The following is a 14,355-nucleotide window of genomic DNA, read 5'->3' on the forward strand; positions in this document are numbered from 1 at the left end:
GTGCCGCCATACAGCAAGGTGGCCGCGGATGGGGTTATCATAGCATTGTGAAATACGCTCCCAGCCCAGCATCCGCGCGCCGCTGGCGCCCTGCGTTGACCGCCCTTGCCCTGTGCACGGCGGCCGCTTTCGCCATTGCCGCGCCCGCCGAGTCCCTGCAGAAACCGGACACGTCGCGCCTGCCCACCCTGGGCGACACCGCGCGCCAGGATCTTTCGCCCATCCTCGAACGCAAGCTGGGCGAGGAGATCATGCGCGACGTGCGGCGCGACCCGGCCTATCTCGACGACGACCCGATCATCGAATACCTGAACAACCTCGGCAATGCGATGGTCGCGAGCGTGCCGGGTACGCGTGGCGAGACGGGCGCCGACTTTTCCTTCTTCGCCATGCGCGATGCGAACTTGAACGCGTTTGCGCTGCCGGGCGGCTTCATCGCTGCGCACACGGGCCTGATCGTGGCCGCGCAGAACGAATCCGAGCTGGCGGGGGTGATGGCGCACGAGATCGGCCACGTGTCGCAGCGCCACATTGCGCGCGCGCTGGGGCAGCAGAAACAGGACGTGCTGCTGCCGCTGGCCGCGATGATCCTGGCCGCGCTCGCGTCCAAGGCCAGTCCGGATGCGGCGATGGGCGTGCTGCTGGGCGGGCAGGGCCTGGCCGTGCAGCGCCAGCTCAACTTCAGCCGCGACGCCGAGCGCGAGGCCGACCGGGTGGGCTTCCAGATCATGGCCGCCGGCGGCTACGACGTCACCGGCATGGCCGGCTTCTTCAAGCGCCTGCAGAGCGCGAGCAAGCTGTATGGCGACATCCCGGCCCAGCTGGCCCACCTGAGCAGCCACCCGCTGACGGCGGAACGCCTGGTCGACATGCAGGCGCGCATCCGCGAGATCCCGAAGAAGGCGCGGGTGGACAACCTCGACTTCCAGCTGGTGCGCGCGCGCGCCCGCGTGCTGCAGGACGAGAGCGTCAGCGGCCGGCGCGACACCAGGAACGTGCTGGAAGCCCAGATCAAGGAGCAGCACCGTCACCTGCAGGCCGGCGCCCAGTACGGGCTGGCCGTGCTTTCGCTGCGCCAGGGGAAGCTGGCCGAGGCCCAGTCCTGGCTCGACAAGGCGCGCGCCACCGTCAAGCCGAAGGAGGGCGTGCTGTCGGTGGAATCGCAGGCGGGCGACGGGGCGGTGATGTTCGCCGGGCTGTCGATCGAGATCAAGCTGGCGCCGGGCCAGCCGCCGTCCGCAGCCGACGAGGCGGTCAGGGAGGCGGACGCGGCGCGCCAGCGCTATCCCTTGTCGCGCGCCCTCGCGCACCAGTATGGCGAAGCGCTGATCGCTGCGGCCAGGTACGACGACGCCACCCGCTACCTGCGCGACCAGGCCCAGCTCTACCGCGAGGACGCCAGGCTGCACGACATGCTGGCGCGCGCCTATTCGAAACAGGGCCGGATCGCCCTGCAGCACATGGCGCTGGCGGAATCCTATGTGGTGGCCGGCGCGCTGCCGGCGGCCGTGGCCCAGCTCGAGCTGGCGCGCAAGGCGGGCGATGTGTCCTTCTACGACCAGGCGGTCATCGATGCGCGCGAGCGTGAACTGAAGGCGCGCCAGAAGGCCGAGAAGGAAGAGGAAAAAGAACGGTAGGGTGGGCGGCTGTGCCCGGGGCGTGGTGCCGATGCAGCGTTGGCGCCGCCCACGCGGTCGGCGCAGGCTTGCATGGCATTGGGCTGGCGTATCGGCGGTGCGGGGGCTGGCTGAACGCGTGGGCGGCGGCTGGACCGGCGAACGGCATGCACCGGCGTGGAGCCGCCCACCCTACGCGGGATTCTGCACGTAGCCGAAGCGGCGGGGAAGGCTGTCGGCGGCAATGCGTTCGACCGGGAGGCGGCGCTCGTCCACGCGCAGCGCCAGGGTGCCGGCGCCGTTCTCGAGCCAGGCCATGAGCGCCTCGGGCGAGGCCGGGCGGCCATCGAGTTCCATGCGCGCCAGCGCCTGTTCGAGGTCGCGGTCGTCGAGCTGGGCGAGCGCCTCGCCGGCCTGCAGGACCAGCGCGCCGGCCCCGGTCAGGTAGGCCGCCTGGGGGAGCAGGGCCTCGCCGGTCTGCAGCAGGAAACCCTGGGTCGGATCGGTGCGCGCGATAAAGGGCGTCGCTTCCAGGTTCACGTACACGCGCTGCGGACCGTTCTGGAAATACCAGCGGCCTTCCTCGTCGTGCGCGTAGTTGCGGTTGATGAAGCCGACCAGGGCCGCGTTGGCCAGCTTGTCGCCGGGCGCACCGGCGCGCTGCGCGGCCTCGTCGCGCATGCGCCAGTTGCCGCGCGCATCCAGTGCCAGCCAGCCGAAGCAGTGCGGCACGTTCGGCCATTTGGCCATTGCCTGTTTTACGATGTCGTCCATGGCCTCAAGCTTCGCATGGTTCGGGGGACACGGGCGCGCGCATGGCCGGCGCGCCGTCGAAGAAGTGCAGGATGCGTTGCGGCAGCCAGTCGATCCGTCCCGGCAGCGGCCCCACCGTGAAGCCGACGTGGCCGCCTTCCGCGGGATAGTCCAGCGTCACCGCCGGCGCCGCCGTGGATGGCAGGTAGCGCCCCGGCAGGAAGGGATCGTTGCGGGCATTCAGTACCAGGGTCGGCACGCGGATCGCGTCCAGCACGTGGCGCGCGCTGGCGCGGTGCCAGTAGTCGTCGGTGTCGCGGTAGCCGTGCAGCGGCGCCGTCACCACGTTGTCGAACGCGTACAGGTCGCGCGCCGCGAGCAGGGCGGCGCGGTCGAACAGGCCGGGGTAGCGCTCCAGCTTGGCCAGGCATTTCGGCTTCAGGGTCTGCAGGAACATGCGGGTGTAGAGCAGGTTGAAGCCGGAGGATAGCGCCGCGCCGCCGCGCGCCAGGTCGAGCGGGGCCGAGATGGCGCAGGCGGCATCCACGATGCCGGCGCCCTGTCCTGATTCGCCCAGCCAGCGCAGCAGCGCATTGCCGCCCAGCGAGACGCCGGCGGCGTACAGCGGTCCGGTGGCGCGCGCATGCAGGCGGCGCACGATCCAGTCGATTTCCTGCGCATCGCCGGAGTGGTAGAAGCGCGGCAGCAGGTTGGCTTCGCCCGAGCAGCCGCGGAAATGCGGCACCGCGCCCGACCAGCCGCGTGCCTGCAGGGCCGCCATCAGGCTGCGTGCGTAATGGCTGCTTGAGGAGCCTTCCAGACCGTGGAACAGCACCACCAGCGGCTTGCCCGGCTGGCCGTCGACGATGTCGACATCGATGAAGTCGCCATCGGCGCAGGTCCAGCGCTCGCGCCGGTAGCGCACGGGCGGCTTCGGCCTGCAGGTTGCCGGATAGATGGTCTGGAGGTGGCCGCCAGGCAGCCAGGCAGGAGCGCGGTAATGCATGGAGGAGGGATGCCGGCGCGGCCGCGAAGGCCGCGGCCGTGCCGGTCAGTGGTGCTTGAGCTCGACGCCCGGCGCCAGGCGGTACTGGGTGCCGCAGTACGGGCATTTGGCATCGCCGTGGTGGTCGAAGTCGAGGAAGACGCGCGGGTGCGAGGACCACAGCGGCATTGCCGGATTCGGGCAATGGGCCGGCAGGTCTTTGGCCTCGAGTTCCACCACGGGCATCGTGTTTTGGGTCATCTGGTTCTCCGTCAAGCGAATTGTTGGACAAATAGTGTCAGGCAAAGACAGGATTCTACCGGATTCACCCTGCATGCCGAAATGATCGGTAAAATGCATGCTGAGTTAGAAATTGATCATAAACGAGCCCGGAGCGCATGTTGTGCCAGCCCGGCGCCACATCCACATGCGTTTCATGCCCGACCGTTTCACCTCCGTCGCCGCACCCGCCCGCCTCGGCCGTTGCAGGAAAGCCACATGAACAAGCCCCTGCCTCCGGGCCAGCCCTCGGCCGCCCTCATGGAAGCCGGGGAGGCCCACGACCCGCAAGCCTGGCGCGCGGGCTTCAAGACCGGCCTGCCGACCCTGTTCGGCATCGGCGCATGGGGGCTGGTGGTCGGCATCGCCATGGTCAAGAGTGGCTTGAGCGCGGTGCAGGCGGTGGGCATGACCCTGCTGGTGTTTGCCGGTTCCGCCCAGCTCGCGTCGCTGCCGCTGATCGTTGCCGCGGCGCCGATCTGGGTCATTTTCGCCACCGCGCTGGTCGTGAACCTGCGCTTCGTGATTTTTTCCGCCCTGCTGGGGCCGCACTTCGCGCACCTGCATTGGCGCCAGCGCTTCCTGCTCGGCTATGTCTCCGGGGACCTGACCGTGGCGATGTTCCTGCAGCGCTATCCAAGCGCGGAACGGGTCGCCGGCAAGCTGTCCTATCTAAAAGGGCTGATGTACCCGAACTGGTTCGCCTGGCAGATCGGTTCGCTGGTCGGCATCTTCCTGGGCAGCGCGATTCCCGCCGAATGGGGACTGGGCTTTGCCGGCACCCTGGCCATCCTGTGCATCACCGTGCCCCTGATTATCAACAACGCCGCCCTGTGCGGGGTGCTGGTGGCGGGCGCGGTCTCGGTGCTGGCCTACGGTCTGCCTTACAAGCTCGGCCTGTTGCTGGCGGTGCTGGTCGGCATGGTCACGGCGATGGCGGTCGAGGAGACCCTCGCCAGGCGAAAGGGCGGCGATGTCTGACTGGGAAATCTGGGCCACCATCGGCGTGCTGTGCGTCGCCACCGCGGCCACCCGCAGTTCCTTCTGGCTGATTGGCCACCGCGTGAGCATCCCGCCCCGGGTGCAGGAAATGCTGCGCTATGCGCCTGCCTGCGCGCTGGCGGCCATCATCGGCCCCGACCTGCTGGTCGATACCCAGGGCGAGGCACAGTTCACCCTGGCTAATCCGAAGCTGCTGGCAGCCCTGGCCGCGCTCGTCTTTTATCTATGGCGGCGCAGCATGCTGATGACGATCATTTTCGGGATGGCGGTATTTACGCTGCTGCGCGTGCTGGACATCGCCGGCCCGGCTTTGTAGCCTGGCTGGCAAGGTCCTGGCGGGCGCCGATGGCGCCGCCGCCCATGCGTCATGCGTGGCGCCACGACAGCCACCAACAAGGGAATTTTGAGGTTCCCTCATGTACAATGACGTTTTTTCACTATCCACTGTTCTAGCCAATGGACGACGTTCTCCGTTTCACCCGTTTGCAAGACCTGATCGACCGTGACGCGTTGAAAAACAAGCGCGTCTTCATCCGCGCCGACCTGAACGTGCCGCAGGATGATGCCGGCAATATCACCGAAGACACCCGCATCCGCGCCTCCGTGCCGGCGATCCAGGCTGCCCTGAAGGCCGGCGCCGCCGTGATGGTCACCTCGCACCTGGGCCGTCCCACCGAGGGCGAGTTCAAGCCGGAGGACAGCCTGGCGCCGGTTGCCGCGCGCCTGTCCGAGTTGCTCGGCCAAGCGGTGGAACTCAAGCAGAACTGGGTCGACGGCGTGGATGTCGCGCCGGGCCAGGTGGTGCTGCTGGAAAACTGCCGCGTCAACAAGGGTGAAAAGAAGAACAGCGACGAGCTGGCCGAAAAGATGGCCAAGCTGTGCGACGTCTACGTCAACGACGCCTTCGGCACCGCGCACCGCGCCGAAGCCACCACCCACGGCATCGCCAAGTTCGCACCGGTGGCCGTGGCCGGCCCTCTCTTGGGGGCCGAACTCGATGCGCTGGGCAAGGCCTTGGGACAGCCGGCCCGTCCGCTGCTGGCCATCGTGGCCGGCTCGAAGGTGTCGAGCAAGCTGACCATCCTGCAGAGCCTGGCGGGGAAGGTGGACAACTTGATCGTCGGCGGCGGCATCGCCAACACCTTCATGAAGGCCGTCGGCCTGAATATCGGCAAGTCGCTGGTCGAGAACGACCTGGTTGGCGAAGCAAAACAGATCATCGACATGATGGCTGCGCGCGGCGCCCAGGTGCCGATTCCGGTCGACGTGGTCTGCGCCAAGGAATTCAGCCCGACCGCTGCCGCCACGGTGAAGGACGTGGCCGACGTGCTCGATGACGACATGATCCTCGACATCGGCCCGAAGACTGCCGCCATGCTGGCCGAGCAGGTGGCCAAGGCCGGCACCATTGTCTGGAACGGCCCGGTGGGCGTGTTCGAGTTCGACCAGTTTGCCGAGGGTACCAAGACCCTGGCGCTGGCGATCGCCGGCTCGAACGGCTTCTCGGTCGCCGGCGGCGGCGATACCCTGGCCGCCATCGCCAAGTACGACATCGGCGACCGGATCGGCTATATCTCGACCGGCGGCGGCGCTTTCCTCGAGTTCCTCGAAGGCAAGACCCTGCCGGCAGTCGAGATCCTGCTCCAGCGTAACGCACACTAAGTAGCAACGGTACCAGCGCAGCCTCGAAGGCTGCGCTTCTCTTTCAGAACCAAGGATTCACACATGCAAGCTGTGCGCCCCATGTACAACGCCACCAAGATCGTCGCCACGATCGGCCCGGCATCGACCGATTTCGACATCCTCGTGAAGATGATCCGTGCCGGCGTCGACGTCGTGCGCCTGAACTTCTCGCACGGCAAGGCGCAGGACCACATCGACCGCGCCGCCCTGGTGCGCCGCGCGGCCGCCGAATGCGGCGTCGAAGTGGCGATCATGGCCGACATGCAGGGGCCGAAGATCCGCGTCGGTAAGTTTGAAGCAGGCAAGATCTTCCTGAACAATGGCGACAAGTTCATTCTGGACGCCAAGTGGGGCGAGAATGGCGAACTGGGCAACCAGGAACGCGTCGGCCTCGACTACAAGGCCCTGCCGCGCGACGTCAAGCCGGGCGACAAGCTGCTGCTGAACGACGGCCTGATCGTGCTGGTCGTCGACAAGGTCGTGGGCCACGAGATCTTCACCACCGTCAAGGTAGGCGGGGAGCTGTCCAACAACAAGGGCATCAACCGCCAGGGCGGCGGCCTGACCGCGCCGGCCCTGACCTCGAAGGACATGGAAGACATCAAGACCGCGATGAGCTTCCAGGCCGACTATCTCGCCATCTCCTTCCCGAAGAACGCCACCGACATGGAAATGGCGCGCCAGCTGGCCAACATCGCCGGCGAACCCTACGGCCACAAGCCGATGATGATCGCCAAGATCGAGCGCGCCGAAGCGATTCCCGTGCTGCAGGAAATCCTGGACGCATCCGACGGCATCATGGTCGCGCGCGGCGACCTGGCCGTCGAGGTGGGCAATGCCGCCGTGCCGGCGCTGCAAAAGCGCATGATCAGGATGGCGCGCGCCTCGAACAAGCTGGCCATCACCGCGACCCAGATGATGGAGTCGATGATCGTCAACGCCGTGCCGACCCGCGCCGAAGTCTCGGACGTGGCGAACGCCGTGCTGGACGGCACCGACGCCGTGATGACCTCGGCCGAGACCGCATCGGGCAAGTACCCGGTGGAGACGGTCGAGATGATGGCCGCCATCTGCCTCGAAGCGGAACAATCCGAATACAACAAGCAGGACGCCGATTTCCTGAACGTCCAGTTCACCCGCATCGACCAGTCGATCGCGAACGCCACCCTGTTCACGGCCCACCACCTGAAGGTGAAGGCGATCGTGGCCCTGACCGAATCGGGCTCGACCGCGCTGTGGATGAGCCGGCATTCGATCGACACCCCGATCTTCGCCCTGACCCCGCTGCAGACGACGCAGCGCAAGGCTTCGCTGTACCGCAACGTGCGGGCATTCCACCTGCTGCAGGAAGGCGGCAGCCATGCCGTGCTGCGCAAGGCCGAAGAGGTCCTGATCAACGAAGACATGGTGCGCAAGGGCGACCTGATCGTCGTGACCTGGGGCTCGCCGATGGGGCAGGCCGGCGGAACCAATGCGCTCAAGATCGTGCGCGTGGGCGAGCTGGACGAAATAGTTTCTTAATTGTTTGGAGTAAACCACCATGGCACTCGTATCGCTGCGCCAACTGCTGGACCATGCCGCTGAACACGGCTACGGCCTGCCGGCATTCAACGTCAACAACCTGGAACAGGTGCAGGCCATCATGGCCGCCGCCGACGCGGTGGGCGCGCCGGTGATCATGCAGGCCTCGGCCGGCGCCCGCAAATATGCAGGCGAAGCCTTCCTGCGCCACCTGATCGACGCCGCCGTCGAAGCCTATCCGCACATCCCGGTCGTCATGCACCAGGACCACGGCCAGTCGCCGGCGGTCTGCATGGCCGCGATCCGTTCGGGCTTCTCGTCGGTGATGATGGACGGTTCGCTGGAAGCCGACGGCAAGTCGGTCGCTTCCTATGAATACAACGTCGAAGTGTCGAAGGAAGTCGTGAAGTTCGCGCACTCGATCGGCGTGACGGTGGAAGCGGAACTGGGCGTGCTCGGTTCGCTGGAAACCATGAAGGGCGACAAGGAAGACGGCCACGGCGCCGACGGCACCATGACCCGCGAGCAGCTGCTGACCGACGTCGACCAGGCCGCCGACTTCGTCGCCAAGACGCAATGCGACGCGCTGGCGATCGCGATCGGCACCTCGCACGGCGCCTACAAGTTCACCCGCAAGCCGACCGGCGACATCCTGGCGATCGACCGCATCAAGGAAATCCATGCGCGCATCCCGAACACCCACCTGGTGATGCACGGTTCCTCGTCGGTGCCGCAGGAACTGCTGGCCATCATCCGCGAATTCGGCGGCGACATGAAAGAGACCTACGGCGTGCCGGTCGAAGAGATCCAGGAAGGCATCAAGCACGGTGTCCGCAAGATCAACATCGACACCGACATCCGCCTGGCCATGACCGCTGCGATCCGCAAGTACATGTTCCAGAACCCGTCGAAGTTCGACCCGCGCGACTACCTCAAGCCGGCGCGCGAAGCCGCGATGGAAGTGTGCAAGGCGCGCTACCTGTCCTTCGGCTGCGAAGGCATGGCAGCGAAGATCAAGCCGGTGCCGCTGGAAAAGATGGCCGAGCGCTACAAGGCCGGCGAGCTGGCCCAGATCGTGCAGTAAGCCTCGCATCCGCATGGCGCCGCCGCCCCGGCCGCGGTGGCGCCAAGCGAATTGACGTAAAATGTCGCATTCGGCCCAGGCCATCCCCGGCCTGGGCGCCTTCACCGGAGGCCTTCTCCGGCTCTGTTTCCTGATATCCCTTCTATGAACAGCCTCTACAAATCCACCATCCAGTCCCTGCCATTGCTCGGCCACGGCAAGGTGCGCGACAACTATGCCGTCGGCGACGACAAGATCCTGATCGTCACCACCGACCGCCTGTCTGCCTTCGACGTGGTCATGAACGAGCCGATTCCCGGCAAGGGCATGGTGCTGAACCAGATGAGCGACTTCTGGTTCGAGAAGCTCGGCCACATCGTGCCGAACCACCTCACCGGCGTGGCGCCGGAAAGCGTGGTGGCGCCAAGCGAAGTGGAACAGGTGCGCGGCCGCGCCGTCGTGGCCAAGCGCCTCAAGCCGATCCTGGTCGAAGCCGTGGTGCGCGGGTACATCTCTGGTTCGGGCTGGAAGGATTACCAGGAAACCGGCGCCATCTGCGGCATCAAGCTGCCCGCCGGCCTGCGCCAGGCCGACAAGCTGCCGCAACCGCTGTTCACCCCGGCCGCCAAGGCCGACCTCGGTGAACACGACGAGAACATCTCCTTCGAAGAGATGGAAAACCGCATCGGCAAGGAACTGGCCGCCAAGATGCGCGACATCAGCATCCAGCTCTACACCACCGCCGCCGAATACGCGGCGACGAAGGGCATCATCATCGCCGACACCAAGTTCGAGTTCGGCCTGGACGACCATGGCGTGCTGCACCTGATGGACGAAGTGCTGACCGCCGATTCCTCGCGCTTCTGGCCGGCCGACTCGTACGCGCCGGGCATGTCGCCGCCGTCGTTCGACAAGCAGTTCGTGCGCGACTACCTCGAAACCCTGACCGACTGGGGCAAGACCGCCCCGGCCCCGACGCTGCCGCAGGACGTCATCGAGAAAACCCAGGCCAAGTATTTCGAAGCCATCGAGCGCCTCACCGGCGAAAAGCTGAAGGCGTGACGATGACGGATCAAGCAAAACCGGTTGTCGGCGTGATCATGGGTTCCTCGTCCGACTGGGACGTGATGAAGAACGCCGTGGACGTACTGAAGCAGTTCGGCGTGCCCTTCGAGGCGCAGGTGATTTCGGCGCACCGTATGCCGGACGAGATGTTCAGCTACGCGGAAAGCGCGCGCGCGCGCGGCCTGCGCGCCATCATCGCCGGGGCCGGGGGCGCCGCCCACCTGCCGGGCATGGTGGCCGCCAAGACCATCGTGCCGGTGCTGGGCGTGCCGGTGCCCTCGAAATACCTGCGCGGCGAGGATTCGCTGCTGTCGATCGTGCAAATGCCGAAGGGCGTGCCGGTATCGACCTTCGCCATCGGCGAAGCGGGCGCCGCCAACGCGGCCCTGACCGCGGTGGCGATCCTGGCTGCCCTTGATGACGCGCTGGCCGCGAAGCTGGAGGCCTTCCGCCTCGAACAGACCGCGGCCGCCCAGGCCATGACCCTTCCGGTGTGACGCATGACTGAGGCATTTCTCCCGACCGCCACGCCTGCTGCCGTCCTCGGCGTGATGGGCGGCGGCCAGCTCGGCCGCATGTTCGCGCATGCGGCCCAGGCCATGGGCTACCAGGTGGCCGTGCTCGAACCCAGCCGGGTCAGCCCGGCAGGGCAGGTGGCTGAACACCTGATCGCCACACCCTACACCGATCCCGATGGCCTGGCCGAACTGGCGCGCCAGTGCGTGGCCATCACCACCGAATTCGAGAACGTCCCGGCCGACAGCATGGCCTGGCTCGGCGAGCGCAGTTTCGTCGCGCCGAGCGCGTCCTGCGTGTCGATCGCCCAGGACCGCATCGCGGAAAAGCGCTTCTTCGTCGACTGCGCGCCAGCTTCCTCCGTCATGCCGGCGCCGCACAAGACCATCGCCTCGTACGCCGACATCGACGCCATCGATGACGCGCTGCTGCCGGGTATCCTGAAAACCGTGCGCATGGGGTATGACGGCAAGGGCCAGGTGCGGGTGCGTACGCGCGAGGACGTGCGCGCGGCATTCGACAGCATGGGCGGCGTGGCCTGCCTGCTGGAGAAGATGCTGCCGCTGGCCTACGAGGTCTCGGTGCTGACCGCGCGCGGCGCCGATGGCCAGTCGGTGGTCTATCCGATCGCCGAGAACGTGCACCGCGACGGCATCCTGTTCACCACCACCGTGCCGGGACCGAACGTGTCGGCCGCCTGCGCGAAACAGGCCCAGGACGCGGCCACCGCCATCGTCGCCCAGCTGGGCTACGTGGGCGTGCTGTGCATCGAGTTCTTCGTGCTGGAAGATGGCACGCTGGTCGTCAACGAGATGGCGCCGCGTCCGCACAACAGCGGCCACTACACCATCGACGCCTGCGTCACCAGCCAGTTCGCGCAGCAGGTACGGGCGATGGCGCGCCTGCCGCTGGGCGAGGTGCGCCAGCATTCGCCCGCCGTGATGCTCAACATCCTGGGCGATGCCTGGTTCGAAGGCGATGGCGATACCCTGCGCGAGCCGGCCTGGGACCGCATCCTGGCCCTGCCGGGCGCGAACCTGCACCTGTACGGCAAGGACGATCCACGCCGCGGGCGCAAGATGGGCCACGTGACCTTCGTCGCGCCGACCCTGGACCAGGCCAGCGCCAGCCTGCGCGCGGCCTGCGCGATCCTGGGCATCCCGGAGTGACGATGGACCACCAGGACCTCGACCAGGCCGCCATCGCGGCTGCGGCGCGTGCGCTGGAAGCCGGCGCGCTGGTCGCCTTCCCGACCGAGACCGTGTACGGCCTCGGCGCCGACGCCGAGAACCCGGCCGCGGTGGCCGCCATCTACGCCGCCAAGGGCCGTCCGCAGGACCATCCGGTGATCGTGCACCTGGCGCCGGAAGCGCCGCTCGACTACTGGGCGGCCGACATTCCGCAGCAAGCCCGTGCGCTGGCCGACGCCTTCTGGCCCGGGCCGCTGACCCTGATCCTGAAGCGCGCCGCCAACATCCCGGACGCCGTCAGCGGGGGCCAGGACACGGTCGGCCTGCGCTGTCCCGCACACCCGGTGGCGCTGGCGCTGCTGCGCGCCTTCAAGGGCGGCCGCGGCGGCGTGGCCGCTCCTTCCGCCAACAAGTTCGGCGCGGTCAGCCCGACCCTGGCCCAGCACGTGCGCGACGAGTTCGGGCCGGACGGCACGGTGGCCATGGTGCTCGATGGCGGCGCTTCGCAGGTCGGCATCGAATCGACCATCGTCGACCTGTCGCGCCTGGCCACCCATGGCCCGGTGCTGCTGCGCCCCGGCCACGTCAGCGCCGAGGCGATCGCCGCGGTGATCGACCAGCTGCCGAGTGCGCCCGATGCTGCCGCGCCACGCGCTTCCGGCACGCTCGAATCGCACTACGCGCCGCATACGCCGGTGGCGATGCAGGACAGTGCCCAGCTGCGCCTGACGCTGGCCGGGCTGGCGGCGGCCGGCCGCAAGGTCGCGCTGATCCATTATTCGGCGATGCCGCCCGCACATGCGGCCCTGCGCCTGCCGGCCACCCCGGACGGCTTCGCGCATGCCCTGTACGCCGCGCTGCGCGCGATGGATGGCCAGGGCGCCGACCTGATCCTGGTCGAAGCGCCGCCGCAGGAAGGTGCCTGGCTGGGGGTCAACGACCGCCTGCGCCGCGCCGCCCACGGCTCGACCGGCATTGTCCACGGCCTGCTCAACAGCAGCGCGCCAGGCACGCCTGCCTGAACCGCCGATCGGCTGGAACCCCTGTATTCACAGGGGTTCTTCGATACCACACCGTTCACAAACCGTTTCGTGCTGCCTCGGCAGCAGGGCTATAATCGCCTCCCGTTCTGTTTGCTGCCTGTCACGAAAAACCGACGTATCGGCAAGCATTTCGCTATACAAGCATGTTGAACACTGGCATATTATTATCGGTACGAATAGCACGCTCGTTCGTTTCGTGGTAAACCAAAAAACTTAGGAGACACAATGCGTCAAACCAAACTCGCGCTCGCCCTGTTGACGGCGGCAGTGCTGGCGGCATGCGGTGGCACCAGCCCAGGTGGCGGCGACCAAACGCAAAAACTCAGCTTCACCCAGCAGGTCTCGTTTGGCGACAGTCTGTCGGACGTCGGTACCTATGCGGTGGGCGCGGTCAAGCAGGCCGGCGGCGGCAAGTTCACCATCAACGGCGATGGCACCGCCAAGAGCCCTGAACTGAACGGCAAGATCTGGGTCGAATTCCTGGCCGCCGAGCTGAAACTGCCGGCGCCCTGCGCGGCCCAGACCGGCCTCGAGGGCGACCCTGCGCGCGGCTTCTCGGTGCCCGTCACGAACAACCTGAACTGCTTCAACTATGCCCAGGGCGGCTCGCGCGTTACCAACCCGATCGGCCCGGGCAACAAGGCCACCGGCTCGCCGATCGGCGAAATGACGGTGCCGCTGGTGACCCAGGTCGCCAACCACCTGTCCCGTACCGGCAACAAGTTCAGCGGCACCGAGCTGGTCACCATCCTGTCGGGCGGCAACGACGTGCTGATGGCGCTGAGCACCCTGTCGACCCAGGCCACGGCCGCCGGCAATGCCGCCGGCGCGCAAACCTTCGCGACTTCGCTCACAGCCCAGCTGGCCGCCGGCGCCACCAATCCGCAGACCGCCGCGCAGGCAATCGGCGCGGCCATCATGGCCGAGAGCGCACGTCCGGGCAATACCTCGGAAACCATCGTCGCCGCCGCAGTCGGCACCGCCGCGCGCCAGCCGGGCAACGCCGCCGTGGCGCAGCCTGCGGTGTACGGCCCGATGGTCGCCAAGGCCCAGGCCGACGCTACTGCCGCCGGCGCCAAGGCCGGTGCCGACTATGCGGCAGCCAACGGTCCGAAGCTGGTCCAGGACCTGGGCACGGCCGGCGCGCAAATGGCCGCGCTGGTGAAAAACGAGATCCTGGGCAAGGGCGCCAAGTACGTCATCGTGGCCAACCTGCCCGACGTTGCCAGCACCCCGGCCGGCAAGTCGCGCAGCGCCGACATCCAGCAGCTGATCACTGCCATGGTGAACGCCTTCAACACGCAGTTGAAGGGCGGCCTGGGCACCGACGAGCGCATCCTGTACGTCGACCTGTACACCATCAGCAACGACCAGGTGAAGAATCCGGCGCCTTACGGCCTGACCAACACCACCAGCCCGGCCTGCGGCCCGAACGCACTGGGTACCACGTCCCTGATCTGCACCAACGCCAACACGGTGGCCGGTGACGTCAGCCACTACATGTTCGCCGACGACATCCATCCGACGCCGTTCGAGAACAACCTGATCGCACGCCTCGTCCTCAAGGAAATGGCGGTCAAGGGCTGGCTGTAACAGAGCAGCGAGGCCTGCCGCGAGGGCAGGCCTCTACAAAAACATC

14 protein-coding genes are annotated in these 14,355 nt (G+C 67.1%); 11 read left to right on the plus strand and 3 right to left on the minus strand.

The window, feature by feature from the left end:
• The first annotated feature begins 95 nt into the window (after positions 1-95).
• Positions 96-1,637, plus strand: a complete 1,542-nt coding sequence (locus LE190_RS12910) for a M48 family metalloprotease (RefSeq protein WP_225239082.1) — start codon at positions 96-98, stop codon at positions 1,635-1,637.
• A 171-nt stretch (positions 1,638-1,808) separates the two neighbouring features.
• Here the strand turns inward: LE190_RS12910 and LE190_RS12915 are convergent, their stop codons facing one another.
• The 3 genes from LE190_RS12915 to LE190_RS12925 are packed head-to-tail and all read right to left on the minus strand — an operon-like array spanning position 1,809 to position 3,615.
• A complete protein-coding gene (locus LE190_RS12915) occupies positions 1,809-2,390 on the minus strand; it encodes a DUF2946 family protein (RefSeq protein WP_225239083.1) in 582 nt (193 codons plus the stop codon).
• A 4-nt stretch (positions 2,391-2,394) separates the two neighbouring features.
• A complete protein-coding gene (locus LE190_RS12920; RefSeq protein WP_225239084.1) occupies positions 2,395-3,375 on the minus strand; it encodes a YheT family hydrolase in 981 nt (326 codons plus the stop codon).
• A gap of 45 nt (positions 3,376-3,420) precedes the next feature.
• Positions 3,421-3,615 carry a zinc-finger domain-containing protein gene (locus tag LE190_RS12925; protein WP_159700734.1) on the minus strand — a complete coding sequence of 65 codons (195 nt, stop codon included), beginning with the start codon at positions 3,613-3,615 and terminating at the stop codon, positions 3,421-3,423.
• 237 nt (positions 3,616-3,852) lie between these two features.
• Here LE190_RS12925 and LE190_RS12930 point away from each other — a divergent pair, with 237 nt between their 5' ends.
• The 10 genes from LE190_RS12930 (at position 3,853) to LE190_RS12975 (ending at position 14,309) form a co-directional block, all read left to right on the plus strand.
• A complete protein-coding gene (locus LE190_RS12930) occupies positions 3,853-4,614 on the plus strand; it encodes an AzlC family ABC transporter permease (protein ID WP_225239085.1) in 762 nt (253 codons plus the stop codon).
• Positions 4,607-4,951, plus strand: a complete 345-nt coding sequence (locus LE190_RS12935) for an AzlD domain-containing protein (RefSeq protein ID WP_225239086.1) — start codon at positions 4,607-4,609, stop codon at positions 4,949-4,951. Before LE190_RS12930 ends, LE190_RS12935 begins: the two co-directional genes overlap by 8 nt.
• A gap of 140 nt (positions 4,952-5,091) precedes the next feature.
• Positions 5,092-6,297 carry a phosphoglycerate kinase gene (locus LE190_RS12940; protein WP_225239087.1) on the plus strand — a complete coding sequence of 402 codons (1,206 nt, stop codon included), beginning with the start codon at positions 5,092-5,094 and terminating at the stop codon, positions 6,295-6,297.
• 81 nt (positions 6,298-6,378) lie between these two features.
• Entirely contained in the window at positions 6,379-7,839 is a 1,461-nt protein-coding gene (gene pyk, locus LE190_RS12945) for a pyruvate kinase (protein WP_225239158.1), read from the plus strand.
• 19 nt (positions 7,840-7,858) lie between these two features.
• Positions 7,859-8,923, plus strand: coding sequence for a class II fructose-bisphosphate aldolase (gene fba, locus LE190_RS12950; protein ID WP_225239088.1), 1,065 nt, complete (start codon positions 7,859-7,861; stop codon positions 8,921-8,923).
• Between the two features lie 144 nt (positions 8,924-9,067).
• Complete coding sequence (locus LE190_RS12955; RefSeq protein ID WP_225239089.1) at positions 9,068-9,964, plus strand: phosphoribosylaminoimidazolesuccinocarboxamide synthase; 897 nt, start codon at positions 9,068-9,070, stop codon at positions 9,962-9,964.
• A gap of 2 nt (positions 9,965-9,966) precedes the next feature.
• Positions 9,967-10,464: a 5-(carboxyamino)imidazole ribonucleotide mutase gene (gene purE, locus LE190_RS12960; protein WP_225239090.1), complete on the plus strand. Its 498-nt coding sequence runs from the start codon at positions 9,967-9,969 to the stop codon at positions 10,462-10,464.
• Between the two features lie 3 nt (positions 10,465-10,467).
• A complete protein-coding gene (locus LE190_RS12965; RefSeq protein ID WP_225239091.1) occupies positions 10,468-11,652 on the plus strand; it encodes a 5-(carboxyamino)imidazole ribonucleotide synthase in 1,185 nt (394 codons plus the stop codon).
• 2 nt (positions 11,653-11,654) lie between these two features.
• Positions 11,655-12,695 (plus strand): L-threonylcarbamoyladenylate synthase, encoded by a 1,041-nt coding sequence (locus LE190_RS12970; protein ID WP_225239092.1) that lies wholly within the window; start codon positions 11,655-11,657, stop codon positions 12,693-12,695.
• A gap of 246 nt (positions 12,696-12,941) precedes the next feature.
• Positions 12,942-14,309: an SGNH/GDSL hydrolase family protein gene (locus tag LE190_RS12975; protein WP_225239093.1), complete on the plus strand. Its 1,368-nt coding sequence runs from the start codon at positions 12,942-12,944 to the stop codon at positions 14,307-14,309.
• The last annotated feature ends 46 nt before the right edge of the window (positions 14,310-14,355 follow it).

Origin of the sequence: Massilia hydrophila (assembly GCF_020208145.1) — a bacterium.
GTDB lineage: Bacteria > Pseudomonadota > Gammaproteobacteria > Burkholderiales > Burkholderiaceae_D > Telluria > Telluria hydrophila.